We start from the raw sequence: 18231 nt of genomic DNA, 5'->3' as shown, positions 1-18231 counted from the left end.
CTCTTTTTTGAGGGTTAAAATACTGCGTCGTAATTCCGGGCGTAAAGGCTTTTTATCGCCTCCTCGCACTGGTTGAAGTGGTGCGTAAGCACATGGTCGATGTAGGCGGACAGCGACAGCCGGTCATGCCCGATCACACGGGTGATGCGCATGATGCGGTCGTGGTACTCCGGGCGCACATACGCCATCTTTCCCTCGCGTGCCTTCACTTCGGCTTCACGGATGAACAGCCGTTCATAGTCCTTCTCACCGCATTTGCCGCATAACGGCACGGGGGACAGGATTTCCACACTCGCCTGCACTTGGGCAAGCATACCGCCGCCGTCATGCTGCGGACTTCTGTTTTTCTGGTTCTTTTCCATATTCAAATCAAGTCTTCACGTTGTTTCTTGTACAGTTCGTTTATTTTCTCCTTGTGCTGTTCCAGATGTTGGCGCAGCACGGTGTCCACGTAGCCGCCTACCGAGATTTCACGCCCGGCGATGTCGTTCACGATTTTGAGAATCTTGCTGTGGACGTCGCGGCTGATATAGACGCACTGGCGCGTCTTTATCTCGTTGCGGCGGAGGAACAGCCCGGAATAGTCGTCCTCCTGCCGTTTGCGGCGGACGGTGTCCCTCTGCGGTTTTTCCTTTGCCGTGTATTGCACGGGCGGCGGTTCCGTTTCAGGGACGCTTTCTTCTTCGGGAGCAGGTGCGGGCGGCTCCTGCGCGTGGTACAGGGTCCCGTCCTGCCTGCGTCTGCCGATGGAGGCTATCAACAGTTCCTCGTCAATGCCTTCGGTGTTCACTTTCCTGCTGCCCATGATTATTGAGGTCTGATGATACGGCTTATCTCTTCCGAGAACTCACGGATGCCGCTCCCTTTCAGCAGGGACGCATCCATCGGGAAGATGGTAGAGCGGAACACGCTCTTGCGCTCTTCCGAGAGGTCGCGCCGGAACTTCTTGCTGTCGGGCAGGCGGGTGGACAGCACCGGCAGCCCCATCTCGGCTATCACATCCCCATACAGGTCGTAAAGCCCGTTCTTCTCCCTGCCGTCCACCATCGTCCAGAAGAGGTACAGCCCTTTTGTTTTCGCCTGTCCCGTCGTCATGAGGTTGTCGCGGAACATCACGGCGAATTGCAGGGTGCTTTCCACGACAAAACGGTCGGCACTCATGGGCGCGAAGATGTAGTCCATCTGCGAGAGGGTCTTGACCACGCCGTTGCTTTTCAGGGTTCCCGGCATGTCGAAGAACACGACGTCGGGTTTCACCTTTTCTTCGGCAAGCATCCTTTCGGCATCATCGAGGGCGTTAAGGGCGTCGCTTGCGATGACCGGGTAGGCGTTCTTCCTTATCTTGCGGAAGTGGTCACACGCGAGTGCCTTGAAATAGAGGCTCCCGCCGATAAGTCCCGTTTCACGCTCACGCAACCCGTGTATGCTGTGCTGCGGGGCGTCGCAGTCTATGACGGCGACATTGTGTCCTTTCACGTTGTGGAGGTAGTTGGCGGCAAGTGCCGTGACGGTGGATTTGCCGATGCCCCCTTTCTGTGTTGCGAATGCAACGAATGTTTCATTACTCATGGTTCTGTTGGTTTTAATGGTTGATGAATTGTTTTCCTGCTCCGATACGGAATCGGTGACATGTATATCCGCGTCCGCGAATCTCCGCCTGTCCGGTTCGTCACGTATCCGCTTCAACGGTGAGGCAGGGATTCGGATAACTGGTGAATGACGACATTGCGTCATGAAGTCATTGAATCCGTGAATCACCGCGTCATTGGAAAGCCGGGCATCCGAAGGTTCGGGTATCCGGTCTGGCAAATAGCCGCCGAAGCGGTTTGCCGGGTATTTGAAAGCCTCATTTTTCATATCTTCAAATCGTTCGTTTCTTGAATCATGCTGCAAATAAACAAGGATATTTTTGAATCCGCACCACTTCCCCGGCAAGTGGCGGCATGTTGCGCCGGTTGGCACTGATTGTCCGGGGCAAGCCTCTGTCCGATACCGCTTTAAGGGCGTAACTTTGCACCCGAACGGCAGGGTTCGCCGCAGGTGGCGCAGCCCGGAGTTTGAAAGGTATTCCCCCAATCCGTCCCCGACGGATTTTTATGTTCGTCTGAACATAGCAAGATGTCTTTTCAGCCGCTCAAAACGTTTTGAGCAGCCACGAAAAGCACTTGCCCTTGCAGGGGGCGGGCTTCCTCTCCGAAGTCGGGAAGCCTTTCAAACCTGCGGTGTCTGTGCCAAGAAGCGGCGGCTTATGCCGTCCATCCGCTAAATCCAAAGTTTATATGAAAGAGAAAAGAAACAAGACCGGGAGAAATCCCAAACTTGATCCGGCGGTGTTCCGCTACACCGTCCGTTTCAACGAGGAGGAACACAACCGTTTCCTCGCCATGTTCGAGAAGTCGGGCGTTTACGCCAAGTCGGTTTTCATCAAGGCGCACTTCTTCGGGCAGCCGTTCAGGGTGCTGAAAGTGGACAGGACGCTGGTGGATTACTACACCAGACTGTCCGATTTCCATGCGCAGTTCCGCGCGGTAGGCACGAACTACAACCAAGTCGTGAAGGAACTCAGGCTGCATTTTTCCGAGAAAAAGGCGATGGCGTTGCTCTACAAGCTGGAGCAACAGACCGTCGAACTCGTGAAACTGAGCCGTCAGATTGTGGAACTTTCAAGGGAAATGGAGGCGAAATGGTCGCAAAAATCAGTGTAGGAAAGTCGTTGTACGGCGCGCTTGCCTACAACGGGGAAAAGATCAACGAGGCGAAAGGGCGTCTGCTCACCACCAACCGCATCTACAATGACGGCACGGGGACGGTGGACATACGCAAGGCGATGGAGGGCTTTCTTGCCTGTATGCCGGAGCATACGAGGGTGGAGAAACCGGTACTCCATATCTCTCTCAACCCGCATCCCGACGACGTGCTGACCGACACGGAATTGCAGGACATCGCACGCGAGTATCTGGAGAAACTCGGCTACGGCAACCAGCCGTACCTTGTTGTCAAGCACGAGGACATAGACCGCCACCATCTGCATATCGTGACAATCAATGTGGATGAGAAAGGCAGGCGGCTCAATCAGGATTTCCTTTTCCGTCGCAGCGACCGCATCCGGCGGGAACTGGAACAAAAGTACGGGCTGCACCCGGCGGAACGTAAGAATCAACGGATAGAGAACCCGCTGCGCAAGGTGGACGCTTCGGCGGGCGACGTGAAGAGGCAGATCGGGAATACCGTCAAGGCTCTGAACGGACAGTACCGTTTCCAGACGATGGGTGAATACCGCGCCCTCCTTTCCTTATATAATATGACGGTGGAGGAAGCGCGGGGAAACGTGCGCGGACGCGAGTATCACGGGCTGGTCTATTCCGTCACCGATGATGCCGGGAATAAGACGGGCAACCCGTTCAAGTCCTCGCTTTTCGGGAAGTCCGCCGGCTATGAAGCCGTGCAGAAGAAGTTTGCCCGTTCCAAGCAGGAGATTAAGGACCGGAAACTCGCCGACATGACAAAACGCGCCGTCCTTTCCGTGCTTGAAGGCACGTATGACAAGGAGAAGTTCGTTTCGCGGCTCAGGGAGAAGGGTATCGACACCGTGCTGCGCTATACGGAGGAAGGACGCATCTACGGAGCCACGTTCATCGACCACCGCACGGGCTGCGTGCTGAATGGCTCGCGCATGGGCAAGGAGCTTTCCGCCAACGCCTTGCAGGAACACTTCACGCTGCCTTATGCCGGACAGCCGCCGATTCCGCTGTCCGTTCCGGTGGAAACAGGAGAGGATATGCGCAGACAGACCGCATCCGACCACGAGGACACGGTGGGCGGTGTCGGTCTGCTCACTCCCGAAGGTCCGGCAGTGGATGCCGAGGAGGAAGCCTTTATCCGGGCGATGCAGCGCAAGAAGAAAAAGAAAAGGCGCAAGGGCTTGGGAATGTAATCGAGGTATCAACAATCAAAAATTTTCAATCTATGTCACAACAAGAAGACGATTTGAGGGCATTGGCGAAAATCATGGATTTTCTGCGTGCCGTGAGTATTATTTTAGTGGTCATGAACGTGTACTGGTTCTGCTATGAAGCCATACGGCTATGGGGCGTGGACATCGGCGTGGTGGACAGAATCCTGATGAACTTCGACCGCACGGCGGGGCTGTTCCGTTCCATCCTCTACACGAAACTGTTTGCCGTTCTCCTGCTTGCCCTGTCCTGTCTGGGGACAAAGGGTGTGAAGGGAGAGAAAATCACTTGGGGAAGAATCTGGACGGCACTTGCCGCAGGGTTCGTGCTGTTCTTCCTCAATTGGTGGATACTGGCATTGCCGCTGCCGGTTGAAGCGGTGACGGGGCTTTACGTGCTGACCGTAGGCACGGGCTATGTATGCCTGCTGATGGGCGGTCTGTGGATGAGCCGCCTGTTGAAGCATAACCTCATGGATGACGTGTTCAACAACGAGAACGAGAGCTTCATGCAGGAAACACGGCTTATCGAAAGCGAGTATTCGGTCAATCTGCCCACACGCTTTTATTACAGGAAACGTTGGAACAACGGCTGGATCAATGTCGTGAATCCGTTTCGTGCGTCCATCGTGTTGGGTACGCCGGGCAGCGGAAAGTCATACGCGGTAGTAAACAATTTCATCAAGCAGCAGATTGAGAAGGGCTTCTCGATGTATGTCTATGATTTCAAATTCAGTGACTTGTCCACGATTGCCTATAATCATCTGCTCAACCACCCGGAGGGGTACAAGGTGAAGCCGAAGTTTTATGTGATAAACTTCGACGACCCGCGACGCTCGCACCGTTGCAATCCCATTCACCCGGACTTCATGGAGGACATCACGGACGCTTACGAGAGCGCGTACACCATCATGCTCAACTTAAATAAAAGTTGGGTGCAGAAGCAGGGCGACTTCTTTGTGGAATCGCCCATCATCCTTTTCGCGGCTATCATCTGGTATCTTAAAATTTTTCAGAACGGCAAGTATTGCACGTTCCCCCATGCCATCGAGTTCCTGAACCGCCGCTATGAGGATATTTTCCCGATTCTGACCTCTTATCCCGAACTGGAGAACTATCTCTCACCGTTCATGGACGCATGGCTCGGAGGGGCTGCCGAGCAGTTGATGGGGCAGATCGCATCGGCGAAAATTCCACTGTCACGCATGATTTCCCCGCAGCTCTATTGGGTGATGTCGGACAGCGAGTTCACGCTGGACATCAACAATCCCGAAGAGCCGAAAATCCTCTGTGTGGGCAACAATCCGGACCGTCAGAACATTTACGGGGCGGCTCTCGGTCTGTATAATTCCCGTATCGTGAAGCTCATCAACAAGAAAGGGATGTTGAAGTCGTCAGTTATCATCGACGAGCTTCCGACGATATATTTCAAGGGGCTGGACAACCTTATCGCCACCGCACGAAGCAACAAGGTTGCCGTATGTCTGGGATTTCAGGATTTCAGCCAGTTGGTGCGTGACTATGGCGATAAAGAAGCCAAAGTCGTGATGAATACTGTCGGAAATATCTTCTCCGGTCAGGTGGTGGGCGAAACCGCCAAGACGCTTTCGGAGCGGTTCGGAAAGGTGTTGCAAAAACGGCAGTCTATCTCTATCAACCGGCAGGACGTTTCTACATCCATCAACACGCAGATGGACGCGCTTATCCCGCCGAGCAAGATTTCCGGATTGACGCAGGGCATGTTTGTCGGTTCGGTGTCCGACAACTTCAACGAGCGTATCGAGCAGAAGATTTTCCACTGTGAGATTGTCGTGGATGCCGAGAAGGTGAAACGCGAGGAGAAAGCCTACAAGCCGATACCCATCATTACCGACTTCACGGACGAGGATGGCAAAGACTGCATGAAGGAAACAGTGCAGGCGAATTACAGGCGCATCAAGGAGGAGGTGAAACAGATTGTTCAGGAAGAGTTGGAACGCATCGCTAATGACGAAAATCTGAAACATCTGTTGCAGCAGAAATAGCCGACAGGAGGCAGTCGGTAACGGAAACGGGCGGGACAAGTTTGATACCTTGTTCTGCCCCGTTATAAGCATATTATTACCAAGTAGTTAAATATAAAGCAAAAAACAGATGATGGCAAACAATATCGCATCATCTGTTTTTGCTTAGAACAATTTATTTCTCCAACAATCGATATCGTCTGATGGAACGGCTATCCATAACATTTTTTTAGGTCGTGTACATGCAACATACACAATGCGGAGTTCTTCATTATTGTCAACAGAATACTTTGCAGGATTATTCAAAATCGTTGCATAGTTCGTGCTGACAGCTTTTTTAGATAGAAATACTAAAATAGCCTCCAATGTCATGCCTTTTACCGAATGAATTGTTTTCAGGTAAGGTCGCTCTTGCCGAAAGAGATGATTTACTGTTCTAAAAAGCGATTCAATACGGACATTCGCCTTGCCCAAATCAACAGTTAGATTTATGCCCGTTTGTTGAAGTTCCGTAATCCAATTAGACAGTGTATTATTCGTTGAAGGTAATTTTTGAATAAACTCAACCATTTCTGCTCTATGTCTTCTAAACCCTACTTCCCCTATTTCTTTTCGTATTGTACTTGCGGGAACATACCGTACTCGCTTTGTTATTTTATAGCAACCTTTTTCTATAAGAGATAGTCCGTCAGTATATTTTCCATGATCAATCAAATATTTTCCATATACAATATCTCTAACGCCGTAGTGTCCGTTTATCCACGGACTATTCTGTCTTGATGAGCTATCATTGTTTACTAATCCAAAGTTTGTTTCGCCAAACTTTTGTCCTCGAAATACAACTGCATATTCAGATTCATCCAATCCCATCTCATTGCATTTTTCGATGAAATGATTCGTAATTTGATTGACAGATTCCGGCGTGTCGAGATGCCCTTTAATACATGGCTCGTCTGTGTAATCCTTGTCACTTGCTATTGAACACATTTCATTTCCTGAGAAACGATTAGCTAATTGACATATTTTTTCGGAGCTACGTCTATTTTCCGACAAATCCAATGAATGCCAATCTGGATTATTGTATTTTTCCATAAATAAATGTGGACTGGCAGTATTCCATTCAAAAATTGCTTGGTCAGGATCCCCAATCAACATAATAGATTCCGCTCCATATTGAGATAATTTATCAATTATAGCCATTTGCAACTCTGTTGTGTCTTGAGCTTCATCAATTATCAATATAGGAAATCTACGGACAAGATTTTGTGTTATTGAAGGATATTTATCTAATATTCTGAATGTAAAATATATCGCATCTGCCTGATTGAACTTGCCTGCATTGAAATGTTTCCATTTCATCTCTTTCAATTCAGATATAATCTTTTTAGGTGAACCATCTTTCTTATTGGGATTATCCCAATCCGCTTTTCCGAAATGATATGACTGATATGGGGCTAATCGCAATAATTGGTCATTAAGCCCAAATGATATGAGATCGAAATAGTAGTTGGTATCACGAGATGTAATTATTCGTTCACCGTGCTTACCCCTAATATATCTTGTTTGGGTCGGATCATAATCAAACCATTTATTAAATGCGGTTCCTACTATTTCAGGACGACAATCACATCCCATAACTAAATGGGCATAAGGCAGAAATATGTAAGTATTTATAAAACTATCAATCGTCCCTATAAATGAAGGATAACCTATATTTCGACAACCGAATGTCTCTTTAAGTTCTTTTTGTATAACCTCACATGCAGTGTTGGTAAAAGATATGGCTGCAATTCCTCGGTGTCTCGATAAATTATTCTCTCGTAAAAGTTTTGCCATACGCGCAGCCACAGAGAAAGTCTTTCCACTTCCCGGACAGGCTTTCACGACAATTCTCGGCTCGTTGCAACCTACAACAGCTTGTTGTTGTGCTGATAATTGAATATCCATACTTTTATTCTGAAGGGGCTATGAACAAAATAGCATCCTTTATATAATCAGGTACATCGAACGCTACTTCGGTTTCTAATCTATCACAAAGTTGTAATGCAAATTCCGCTTTATCTTTATTAGATTTGAGTTTTTTCATTAAAGTAGAGACATTAAAATCACCACTTAAATCATCTGTTTGAGCATGTATTTTTCGATATACATCTCGCATTATAGCTTTGTTACGCTCAGATTGTTCGAATAAATCATGCTCAAGAGTGTGTGTAGCCAAACATACTTTCAGGTTATGTTTCTCTAAATCCTTTGCTTTTTGCGCTCTGTCAGATATATCTCCATTGTCTTTGGGATCGCTGTCTGTAATGATCGCACATTTCGACAATAGTCGCTTTCTCTCATCATCATTGTTAAATAATAACCCAAAATGATTGAATGCGACACCTCCGATATTGACTAATTCAATGCCACTTTTACACAAGTCGATTTTTTCGGTCAAGAATTTCTTTGCGAGAATGGGTATAATAATCGCTTCTGCGACACCTTCTACCAACAACACTCCGTTAGCAAAAAATAATTGAGCTTTTGTCGTGTCCAAGAATTTTCGCAAATGTCGTTTACTTTCTTTCGGATAATCATCTTCCGATAATTCATCAAATGAAAATGACTGTATAATACTTTGTTTACGTTGCAAAATGGAAATATTATTGACATCCGATTTAGCCGTAATTGTCGGTGAGTGCGATGTTACAAATACTTGAAGTCCTTTGCTTTGTAATTCATTTAGATACTCGAAGAAAGTATTCTGATACTGTGGATGCAAGTGTGCTTCGGGCTCTTCCACAAGTAAAGCGTTGTAGATTTCCAAAGCATGGTCTTCGCATCTGTTGATAAGATCTCCTAAGACAACGGATGTGAAAATAAGATTGTTTTCACCTAAACCATTTTGAGATAGGGTAAAGTATTTCTGTTCTTGTCCGGCTTCGACTGTTTTATAAACCGGACATTTTAATTCGATACCACGTACAACATCCGAGAACTCTCGGCCTACATAGCGCATTTCTATATCAGGATGTTTTAGAGTTATTCCTGTACCTTCAAGATGCTCATTAACTTTGCTCTTTCCTGTAGTTAAAATATGTTTCCAATCATAAGCATCATTCTCGAAGATTTGGTATAGATTTTTTGCAAGTGATTTTTTCTTTTCTTCATTCAGAGGTATGCTTTCGTTGCCTTTGTCATATTTTGTAAGTTGGTTGAATAACTGCGATGTTTTATTGTCATATGAATAAGGTCGCAGACAACTTACGGCATCTCTTAGTGGACTTAAATAGGTATAAAAGATTTCTTGTAAAGATTCATAAGGTACTTGCTGCCCTTCGTTGTCTCCACCCCATATTATTCGTTTGAAATATTTTTTCTTCCCATTATTTTCTTGGATGAATTTCAAATGCAACTGTATCGTTTGCTTGTCAGGATTGTCTTTATCTTGTGATATGAAATCATAGAAACATTCCCTTTCAATTGACGCATCTCCAAATTCAAATATCAAGTCAAATTGTATGACTGTGTTGATTTCTGAAGGATTTTCCGGATTAACATGTAAATCTCCGTCTTGCACATAAATAAAGTTATCTGGTTTACCGCATCCGAGACATATACGTAAGGCATCTATAATTGCGGTTTTTCCCGAATTATTTTCTCCAATCAGTATATTTATACCATTCTTGAAATACAAGGTGATATCATCGAATACTCTAAACTTACTAATATGCAACCGGCTTAAATACATACTCTTATAAATTTTTACATTACACAAATTCTAAATAATTTTCCCTGTTCACCACATGAAACTCTACGTGTGGATATGCTTCTTGAAATACTTTTGGAACAGTCGGCATCTTGTTCCCCCATTTAAATTCCAATGCGGTCAGATTATTAGGATTCTCTTCGATAAGATCAATCTCTTGTTTATCGTAAGTACGCCAAAAATAGAACTCCTTATGCAGCCCTTCGTTGAAATTCGCCTTACGACGCTCTCCGATGATATAGTTCTCCCACAATGCACCAACATCCTGCCGAATAGCCAATGGTGAAAAAGCACCTATAATAGCATTTCGAATGCCATTATCATAGAAATACCACTTCCCAGCTTTCGTCACCTCCTTGCGAAGATTGCGCGAGTAAGCCCCAAGACGATATATAACGAATACTTTCTCCAAGAGGTCAAGATATTTTTCAACTGTTGTTTTGCTCATGCTGAGCTGTTTACCTAACTCATCGTAAGAAACTTCACTGCCCAACTGAAAAGCTATCAATCGAAGCAGATCGCGCATCTTGCTCGAATTTTTTAAGCCGTCAATTGCTAAGATATCTTTAAGCAGGTATGCACCTACAATATCGCGTAAATAGTCTGTTTTACGTTCATAGTTCTCCATCATTACTACTTCAGGATATGAACCGTAAATTAAACGGGCTTCAAGATTCTGACGAGTTTCAAAAGGGGTTTCTATTTGTGCTATTTCCCGTTGCGAAAAAGGAGTAAGTAAAAATTGCGTACTGCGACCTACCAACGGTTCACCAGTCTTATTCAGTAAATCGAATGATGAAGAACCACTTGCCAAGACGCTTATTCCCGGTATTTCATCAACTATCAACTTCAGAATACTACCGATTTGTGGTATGTTCTGTGCCTCATCAATAGCCAGCAAATCAATACCATCCAGCAAATGTCGATAATTGGCAATTGAGCGATTCTCCAAAAGTGCTAATGTGTCGTAGTCTTCACCGTTGAGCATCATAGTCCTACCTGAATAGTTGTCCACAATTTTACGCATCATTACCGTTTTACCAACACGGCGGGCACCAAAAATTAATACTGCTTTATTGGGCGCGATTCGTGCAGTAATCTTCTCTTGAAGTATTCTATTTACTGTTTCCATACCTTTATGAATTATAGTGCAAAGATAATCATAATTTTTTAATTGGCGAATTTTACACAAAAAACAAACTGCAAAGTGGCGATTTTTATAGATCAATCTTAAAGTAGTTGTTTCATCGTTCGTAGTAATTATAAATGCTAATAGCACTAATTGTTCTATTATTTCCCAGACATAATGTTTTGCAGTTTATCTTTATCGGATTGAAAGGTTTCATATAGAACTAATTAGTATGTAATCAAATATAAACTAAAAAGACAGGAATACATGCATCCTGTCTTTTTATTTATAATGGATATTTTTTATCTTCTCATGCGCTCCATTTCTTCGTCGCGGAGCATTCTCTCGTTCAGTTTCTCCTGCATTCTGTTAAGGAAATAGGTGCGGCTTTCGTTCTTCCGGCGTTTGATGTCTATATAGAAGCGGTAGCAGTCCTTTGATTCAACCCCGAAAATCTTGTAGAGAAGCGGGGCCAGCTGTTTGAGCGGCATGTTGCCGTTGTTGATGCAGCCCATCTCGTTGATGCCGTAGATAAGTTCCACGAGGTCGATGGCGTTGCCCGTCCATTGCAGGGGTGAGGCGGGATTTTCGGTTGTGTTGTCGGAGGATGTACGGATGGGGATTAGTGGTGGCACTTGGGGAGCGGCAAGGAACTTCTGCATCTTCCTCACGAAAGAGAGTGCCTTGCTGATGTAGGCTGCAACCTCCCTCTTTTCTTCGGGAAGATTGCGCACGGGATGGTGCTGCAACTCGATTTCAATGTAAGCCAGCGCAATGATGGTGCGGTTGGTGTCCACATTGCCGCTGCATAGTTCGATCACTTGCGTGGCGAAAGCCGTGTATGCCGTTTCCATATTGCAGTCCCCGGCTTCGTTTATACGGCGGAAGAACTCGGTTTCCGCCAATAAGAAATAATTCATGTCCTGTCAATTTTGAAATTTTACACTCTGTTTTTCGGTATGCGCACATGAATATGATTGGCAAAAAGCGTGTACATAAAAGAAAAAATCCGGCACGCTCTCTGCAAGGTGCTGGATTTCAGTGTGATAATTTCTCAATTTATTTATCCGACAGGAATTGTATTCAGCTTAAAGTGTTCATTTACTGAACATTCGTCCACTTTCCGGACATCAAACGCACGCTTTATAGATATGGCGGACCACTCCGTTGCGGTACACCTTCTGTGAGGTCAGCGTCCATTGTCCCTGTGGCAAGGCGGACTGGAAGAAACGCTTTCCCGTTCCGGCAATGAAAGGAATCGTGTAAAGTATGATTTCATCCACCACACGCATACGCAGCAGCCCGTTGATGTAGTCCGCCTTTTCAGGAGTGACTTCTGCCAGATAGCAGATGTCTGTTGTGGATTTCCGCCATTCGTCAAGCATAGATATGGAATAATCCGGTGTGATATGATAAAGGGCGTTTTCCCTTATCTTATTGATGCCGCAATCTTCAAGGCGCAGTTCCTTATACGCTTTGCAACATAACTCGGAGCTTTGACAACCGTCCATCGTGAGGACGGCAAGAATCTGTACTTTACCCATTATCGTTTCCTTTCGTTGGGCAAGGACAAAAAAGTAGCGTGCAAATCACACTACTTTCGAGCGACGGCTCTGGTAAAGCCTTTTACGGAGAGTACGTGAATGCACGCTATGCGTAGGCATAGCATAAGCATCACGCAATCGTCTCCGTAGTGTCAATTTACCAGATTTTCGCTCGAAACGCCTTGCGGTCTTATGTTATATATAGGCGGCAAAAGGCTCTGCCAGTCGCCGTTACCTTCTAATATGTCATGCAAAGATAGCCATTTTCAGCGAATTGCGGGCTATGGTTGCTCAAATTTATACTTCAATCCATATTCTTCCAGTTTATTATAGAGTGTTGTCCTGCCTATTCCAAGCAATTCGGCAGCGACCTTCCGGTTCCCGTCAGCCTGCTTCAAAGCACGCAGAATCCGCTCTTTATCTTCCTCATCGTTGCGTAGGGAGAAGCCGGTAATAGAGGTTGTTTCGGTTATCCCAAGTTCCAGATGCTCTTTCGTGACAAGTCCCGTCTGTGCCTGCAACACCGCGCCCATGATTTTCTGCCGAAGCTCGCGCACGTTGCCCGGCCATGAATGGGTCAGCAACGCTTTCCGTGCTTCGGAGCTGAATCCGCTAACCTTGCACTCCAATTCATTATTGGCAATCTCGCGGAAAAACTCTGCCAGCGGCATGATGTCTTCCTGACAATCACGCAGCGGCGGAACGGTTATATCGAAGTCGTGCAGACGGTACAGCAAGTCCTGCCGGAAACGCTTTTCATTGACCGCCTTTTCCAGATTCTCGTTGGTGGCAGCGATAATACGGACATTGAAACTTCTATCCGTCCTGTCACCAACGGGGCGGTATCGCCGCTCCTGTATGGCACGCAGAAGCATCTGTTGGGTTTCCGGTGCGAGGTTGCCCACTTCGTCCAAAAACAGCGTGCCGCCTTCGGCTTCATGGAAATATCCTTTCTTGGCACTGTCCGCACCGGTGAATGCGCCTTTGACGTGTCCGAAAAATGCCGATGGAGCAAGCTCTTTGTTTAACGATCCGCAGTCCACAGCCACGAACGGCTTGCCGGAACGTTTGCTTTTATCATGCAGATGGTGGGCGATATGCTCCTTGCCCGTGCCGTTCTCTCCGAATATCAGTACGCTCATGTCGGTTGGTGCTACCAGCCTTATCCGGTGCATGATTTTCCGGAAGGCGGAACCGTCACGGGCAAACACGGGCATACGGCTCCGCCCGATATTCCGCTCTTTCAGTATGGTACGGAGAAGAGGCACGAGTTTGTCCTCCACGAGTTGTTTGGGTATGTAGTCCAGCGAGCCGAGTTTCATACTTTCAACCGCCGTATGCACTTCGGCATAGTCGGTCATGATGATGAACGGCTGCGTCATACCCTCTTTGCGCATCCAACGCAACAGGTCGATACCATTGCCGTCAGGTAGGCGCAGGTCTGAAACCACGATGTCCCCGTCAGCGGCTTGTTGCAGAAGTTTCCTCGCTGTCGAGAGGTGGAAAGCCTGCACGGTACGGAATCCCTCACGTGCCAGCAGGTTACAGACAAACTCGCAATACACGATGTTGTCCTCCACCACGATGATTTTTATCTTATCCATTGTTGTATTTCTTCCTTTCTTCTTTTGCCAGCCGGATTATCTCCGAACCCTTATCCAGCACAGCTCTTACGGCATTGCCTATTGCTTTGTCGTCAGGTGTGCCATTGTGATGAATCAGTTTATAAAGTTCCCTCAACGGTCTGTCGGCACGGAGTATCTCCCAAGAGCTGCGCAGGTGGTGTGTTAGGGCGTCCAGTTCCGGAAGGTCTTTCCGTTGTTCCGCATACCTGAGCGACTGCATTTCCTTTTCTGTTTCCGTTATCAATTTCTCCAGCATGACGGCTTCATTGCCGTAGGATAGCAGGGAGGTGAAACCCGGCTTTTCATTTTGTGCCGCATTCATGGCGCATTTATTTGAAATCTCCATCAGTTCAGATATGGAGAACGGCTTGAACAGGCATTCTGTGAATCCATGTTCTATAAGTTCCTCTTTGCCGCAACTGCCCGAAGCGGTTGTCACGATTACCGGGATATCCCTTGAATTGCCAACGTTGGAAGTGCGCAACAGTTCCAGCAACTCGAAACCGTTTATATCCGGCATATTCAGATCCGTCAGAAGAAGGCTGTATTCCTTTTTTCGTATCAGTTCCATCAGCTCCGCAGCATTGGTGCAGGTATCGCAGTGTATCCCTTCCTGTGCATACATTTCTTTCAGCATCAGGAGCAGCACTTCGTCATTGTCGATGGCAACCACATCGTGGAATGTATGGTTATGATGAACCTGTGTTTGATTTATCCGTTCCGGTAGTTCCTCGGCTGTCTGCATGGGGATTTCCACCGTGAAACGGCTACCTTTGCCTTTATCGCTCTCCAGACGGATTGTGCCGCCGAGCATTGTCACAATACGCTGAACAATGGAAAGACCTAATCCGAAGCCATCCTTTGCGGCAGCGTTTGACAGACGTTCAAACGCCCCGAATACCCGTTGCTGTTCCTCTTCGGTCATACCTGTACCCGTATCTTCGACGATAAGTTTCAGCAGACCGTTATCATAATCTGCCCGCAAAGAAACACTGCCGTTCTCCGTGAACTTGATAGCGTTGGACAGCAGGTTGTTCCCGATTTGCAAGATGCGTTCCTTATCTGTACATACAAAGGCATCCTTGTGGCAATGTATTGTCAGAGTCAGTCCTTTGTTTATGGCGATTGGCATAAACTCCGTTTCGAGCGTATGTGTGATTGCGGAAATCCTACATGCGGAGAAATTAGGCTGTTCCTTGCCGTTGTCCAGCCGGAAAAAATTCAGCAGGGTGTTCAGCATTTCACGCATGCGGTCAGAAGATTCCTGAATGTTTCGGATATACGTCCCGGTTTTATCCGTATTGCAGTCTTTCCGCATCAGTCCGGCATAACCCGTTATTGCCGTCAGTGGTGTACGTAATTCATGGGTAATGGTATGAACGGCTTTCTTGCGAGAGGCTATCAGTGCCTCGTTTCGCTTTGCCATTTGTTGCAGTCGCTCAATTAAATCTGCGGTTTCCTGTTTATATCGCTTGATGCGGTTGGCATTTCGGTGTATGATGATATATGATATGACCAGTAGCAGTATAACGAACCCTGTCAAGCCCCCAATCTGAATGAACGACCGTTCCCGCATGGCTGTTATCTCGGCTTCCCGCTTTTGTAGGTCAGTTTGTACTTTCCCGTCTATTTGAACAACCAGTCCTTGCAGTTGCCTGTTAAGTTCCGCATTTCGTGCGGCAAGGCTATCGGCATGAACCGATAAGCGACGGCTTTGCGCCTGTTGTTCGGTTCTCATATTCCGGTTAAAGGAACGGTGCATCGTGGTAGTCACAGTTGGTTTCGCTTCTTCCTTTTTGCCGAAGATGCCCAAGAATCCTTTTCGTTTAGGTTTCTTGGGTTGTTCTTGCACACTTTTCTGCGCGATTACGGGTACTTGACGGGGTATCTTATCGTTGATGGCTTGTTGCTGTTCAAGTATCTGCACGATTTGGCACATCTGCCGTTCCTTATCTTCGAGAAGATGGCGTACGCTGTCTATACGCTCTGCCGGATAGGTAGCTTTGAAACGGCAGAGCATACTGTCCATTGCCATACGCTGTGCATGGTAATGTTCGATATCTTTATCGTTCCATTCCAGTATTGTTTCACCAAATAGAGAGAATTTTATCATTTGAATATTGATATTGTTTATCTCTTTTCGGAACTCGTCTATTTTTTTATTGTCAAGTTCTAATGCTTCTATCTCCTGCCATTCATAGAAGCTATTATATGCTATACATCCGATAAGAACGGAGATAAGTATATACCCCAACCGTATTGTCTTATAGAAATTCCTGGATCGTTCCATTATTTTGATGATACTGATTTTTCAAACATGAATAAAAGTTTATCCTTTTCTTCCATACGGGTATTATCAGAATAACCGCCTTTTGTTATTTGATACCCACACGGCTTAACTTACTTCTGAGGCATAGTCTTTACTTGTATTTAATGGAACTTTCCCTTCAATAAGACACCACTCATTATTACAACTGATACCTTTAATCTCAGACATCATTTTTTGCAGATCTGTAATAGCTTTGGAACTTGCTACTTGTGGTATCTGTAACTCAAAATAGAGCATCGGTTCGAGAATATCCACTCCTGATTGTTGCAAAGCCAACCTGAAGACATAAGGAGACAATTGTCTYAAATCYGCAGGGGTACTTATCGGACTATAATAAAGGGCATAAGTAAAGGTTACTTTCAAATCCGTCACTTCCCATCCATGCAATCCCGATTGGCAAGACATACGGATTCCTTCAAAAACGGCATTTTGAAAAGAATGGTTCAGATAACCAAAGGAGATTTCACTTTCGATTTGCAACCCTGACCCTATCGGTAAAGGTTCAAGAGTCAGTCCTATGGAGGCCCAGTAAGGGTTGGGAGGGACTTCGATATGGATAATCTTATTCACCTTCTTTTTAGGTCGTTCTTTGTAGATAGTCTTGATTTCATCAAAATGGGTCTTTACGGAGAATCGTTCTTCCAGCAATGTTTGTATGATTTCTTTTTGGGTTAAACCATATAACGAGATTTCCAATTCATCACTATATGAATTTATGGAAAAGGACAGAGACGGGTCTTCAATAAACAATACATTTAGAGCGGATATCAACTTGCTTCTCTCTTCGGGCTTGTCTGGTCGGACAGAAGATTTGAGGGCGGGATGCTGATGAGATAATCCTTGAATCAGACAAGGTTTAACACCTAAATAATCTCCGATTCTTAATTCTTCTATATCTTCTATAATTGCGATATCATTAGCAACCACTTCATCAACATTTATCTCTTTGCCCTGATAAATGGTTTTTAGATTTTTAATCTTGATGAATTTTTCAGAATCATTGACTTTTATAACGGTTCGAAGTCTCAGCCTTCCGTCAATAATTTTTAGAAAACTTCTTTTATGCCCTTTGGGGTCATGTTCTATTTTATAAAGATAAGCTGAAAGTCTATTGGGGACTGATGCCGGAGGAAATATAAAAGAAATGATGGCGTCTAACAACTCATTGATGCCAATATTGCACATTGCTGATCCATGCAAGACCGGATAGGCTTTGGCTTTTGCCACAAGAGCGATTATCGCATTCCAATAATCTGCCGGTAAGATTTCTTTATCCGCCAAATATAGTTCTAATATATCGTCGTCATGGTTGCATACAAATTCTTTGTGTTCTGCCCTTATATCTGTTGGGGTGCAAATCGGGTAAACGACTCCATCGACAACCGTTTGCATAAACAAGACGTCTTGCGACAGATTTGTTTTTATGTCCAGATATAAACGCTCAAGATTTACGCCGGCACGATCAATCTTATTGATAAATATAATTGTCGGGATTTGCAGTTTTTGCAAAGTCTTGAACAGCAACTTTGTTTGTGCTTGTATGCCTTCCTTTGCCGATAATATGAGGACTGCACCATCAAGCATTTTGAATGTCCGCTCCACCTCTGCAATAAAATCCATGTGTCCCGGAGTGTCAATGATATTGCATTTCACACCATTCCAAACAATAGATGTCGTAGAAGCCCGAATAGTAATTCCTCTACGTTTTTCTATATCCATAGAGTCTGTTATGGTGTCACCTTTATCAACACTGCCGCGCTTTTCCGTTGCTCCGCAGGCAAATAGCAGATTTTCGGTTACGGAAGTTTTTCCTGCATCAATGTGAGCAAGAATTCCTAAATTTATAATGTTCATTTGATTAAGCAATAATATACTACAATAGATGCATTGCCGAAACG

At 45.7% G+C, this 18231-nt stretch carries 13 protein-coding genes and 1 pseudogene; 3 read left to right on the top strand and 11 right to left on the bottom strand.

The genetic code is table 11. The features are described 5' to 3' along the window. Positions 1-14: 14 nt before the first annotated feature. The 3 genes from BN4609_RS02905 to BN4609_RS02895 are packed head-to-tail and all read right to left on the bottom strand — an operon-like array spanning position 15 to position 1857. Complete coding sequence (locus BN4609_RS02905) at positions 15-362, bottom strand: DUF3408 domain-containing protein (RefSeq protein WP_005944164.1); 348 nt, start codon at positions 360-362, stop codon at positions 15-17. A gap of 2 nt (positions 363-364) precedes the next feature. Continuing rightward, positions 365-805 (bottom strand): DUF3408 domain-containing protein, encoded by a 441-nt coding sequence (locus BN4609_RS02900; RefSeq protein WP_005944168.1) that lies wholly within the window; start codon positions 803-805, stop codon positions 365-367. 2 nt (positions 806-807) lie between these two features. Further along, on the bottom strand, positions 808-1857 hold the full coding sequence (locus tag BN4609_RS02895; protein WP_008765477.1) for a ParA family protein: 1050 nt from the start codon (positions 1855-1857) through the stop codon (positions 808-810). A gap of 422 nt (positions 1858-2279) precedes the next feature. Here BN4609_RS02895 and mobA point away from each other — a divergent pair, with 422 nt between their 5' ends. The 3 genes from mobA to mobC are packed head-to-tail and all read left to right on the top strand — an operon-like array spanning position 2280 to position 5976. Continuing rightward, positions 2280-2705 carry a conjugal transfer protein MobA gene (gene mobA, locus BN4609_RS02890; protein ID WP_005944180.1) on the top strand — a complete coding sequence of 142 codons (426 nt, stop codon included), beginning with the start codon at positions 2280-2282 and terminating at the stop codon, positions 2703-2705. After that, a complete protein-coding gene (gene mobB / locus BN4609_RS02885) occupies positions 2684-3934 on the top strand; it encodes a conjugal transfer protein MobB (protein WP_005944183.1) in 1251 nt (416 codons plus the stop codon). The genes mobA and mobB overlap by 22 nt, the downstream gene beginning before the upstream one ends. Before the next feature lie 32 nt (positions 3935-3966). Then, positions 3967-5976: a conjugal transfer protein MobC gene (gene mobC / locus BN4609_RS02880; protein ID WP_005944186.1), complete on the top strand. Its 2010-nt coding sequence runs from the start codon at positions 3967-3969 to the stop codon at positions 5974-5976. 144 nt (positions 5977-6120) lie between these two features. Here mobC and BN4609_RS02875 read toward each other — a convergent pair whose 3' ends face one another. From BN4609_RS02875 to tet, 8 genes and pseudogenes are all read right to left on the bottom strand, one after another. Beyond that, complete coding sequence (locus BN4609_RS02875) at positions 6121-7902, bottom strand: UvrD-helicase domain-containing protein (protein ID WP_005944188.1); 1782 nt, start codon at positions 7900-7902, stop codon at positions 6121-6123. 4 nt (positions 7903-7906) lie between these two features. Beyond that, on the bottom strand, positions 7907-9688 hold the full coding sequence (locus BN4609_RS02870) for an ATP-dependent nuclease (RefSeq protein ID WP_005944191.1): 1782 nt from the start codon (positions 9686-9688) through the stop codon (positions 7907-7909). 19 nt (positions 9689-9707) lie between these two features. Further along, on the bottom strand, positions 9708-10838 hold the full coding sequence (locus BN4609_RS02865; RefSeq protein ID WP_005944193.1) for an ATP-binding protein: 1131 nt from the start codon (positions 10836-10838) through the stop codon (positions 9708-9710). Positions 10839-11137: 299 nt separating this feature from the next. Beyond that, on the bottom strand, positions 11138-11755 hold the full coding sequence (locus BN4609_RS02860; protein WP_005944195.1) for an RteC domain-containing protein: 618 nt from the start codon (positions 11753-11755) through the stop codon (positions 11138-11140). Between the two features lie 210 nt (positions 11756-11965). Beyond that, positions 11966-12379: a dihydrofolate reductase family protein gene (locus BN4609_RS02855; RefSeq protein ID WP_005944197.1), complete on the bottom strand. Its 414-nt coding sequence runs from the start codon at positions 12377-12379 to the stop codon at positions 11966-11968. Between the two features lie 281 nt (positions 12380-12660). Further along, positions 12661-13983, bottom strand: coding sequence for a sigma-54-dependent transcriptional regulator (locus BN4609_RS02850; RefSeq protein WP_005944275.1), 1323 nt, complete (start codon positions 13981-13983; stop codon positions 12661-12663). Further along, positions 13976-16294, bottom strand: a complete 2319-nt coding sequence (locus tag BN4609_RS02845) for a hybrid sensor histidine kinase/response regulator (protein ID WP_005944277.1) — start codon at positions 16292-16294, stop codon at positions 13976-13978. The genes BN4609_RS02850 and BN4609_RS02845 overlap by 8 nt, the downstream gene beginning before the upstream one ends. After that, positions 16294-18187, bottom strand: a pseudogene (tet, locus tag BN4609_RS02840) (tetracycline resistance ribosomal protection protein). The gene BN4609_RS02845 and the pseudogene tet overlap by 1 nt, the downstream one beginning before the upstream one ends. Between the last annotated feature and the right edge of the window lie 44 nt (positions 18188-18231).

Origin of the sequence: Leyella lascolaii (genome assembly GCF_900079775.1) — a bacterium.
Lineage (GTDB): Bacteria > Bacteroidota > Bacteroidia > Bacteroidales > Bacteroidaceae > Prevotella > Prevotella lascolaii.
Note: the sequence above shows the minus strand (reverse complement) of the source record. Positions and strands in the feature narration are given on the sequence as shown.

Coding starts and splice junctions, on each gene's coding strand:
- BN4609_RS02855 (WP_005944197.1), bottom strand. CDS start 12,379: ATGGGTAAAGTACAGATTCTTGCCGTCCTCACGATGGACGGTTGTCAA.
- BN4609_RS02870 (WP_005944191.1), bottom strand. CDS start 9,688: ATGTATTTAAGCCGGTTGCATATTAGTAAGTTTAGAGTATTCGATGAT.
- BN4609_RS02860 (WP_005944195.1), bottom strand. CDS start 11,755: ATGAATTATTTCTTATTGGCGGAAACCGAGTTCTTCCGCCGTATAAAC.
- BN4609_RS02850 (WP_005944275.1), bottom strand. CDS start 13,983: ATGGATAAGATAAAAATCATCGTGGTGGAGGACAACATCGTGTATTGC.
- BN4609_RS02875 (WP_005944188.1), bottom strand. CDS start 7,902: ATGGATATTCAATTATCAGCACAACAACAAGCTGTTGTAGGTTGCAAC.
- mobB (WP_005944183.1), top strand. CDS start 2,684: ATGGTCGCAAAAATCAGTGTAGGAAAGTCGTTGTACGGCGCGCTTGCC.
- mobA (WP_005944180.1), top strand. CDS start 2,280: ATGAAAGAGAAAAGAAACAAGACCGGGAGAAATCCCAAACTTGATCCG.
- BN4609_RS02845 (WP_005944277.1), bottom strand. CDS start 16,294: ATGGAACGATCCAGGAATTTCTATAAGACAATACGGTTGGGGTATATA.
- BN4609_RS02905 (WP_005944164.1), bottom strand. CDS start 362: ATGGAAAAGAACCAGAAAAACAGAAGTCCGCAGCATGACGGCGGCGGT.
- BN4609_RS02895 (WP_008765477.1), bottom strand. CDS start 1,857: ATGAAAAATGAGGCTTTCAAATACCCGGCAAACCGCTTCGGCGGCTAT.
- BN4609_RS02865 (WP_005944193.1), bottom strand. CDS start 10,838: ATGGAAACAGTAAATAGAATACTTCAAGAGAAGATTACTGCACGAATC.
- mobC (WP_005944186.1), top strand. CDS start 3,967: ATGTCACAACAAGAAGACGATTTGAGGGCATTGGCGAAAATCATGGAT.
- BN4609_RS02900 (WP_005944168.1), bottom strand. CDS start 805: ATGGGCAGCAGGAAAGTGAACACCGAAGGCATTGACGAGGAACTGTTG.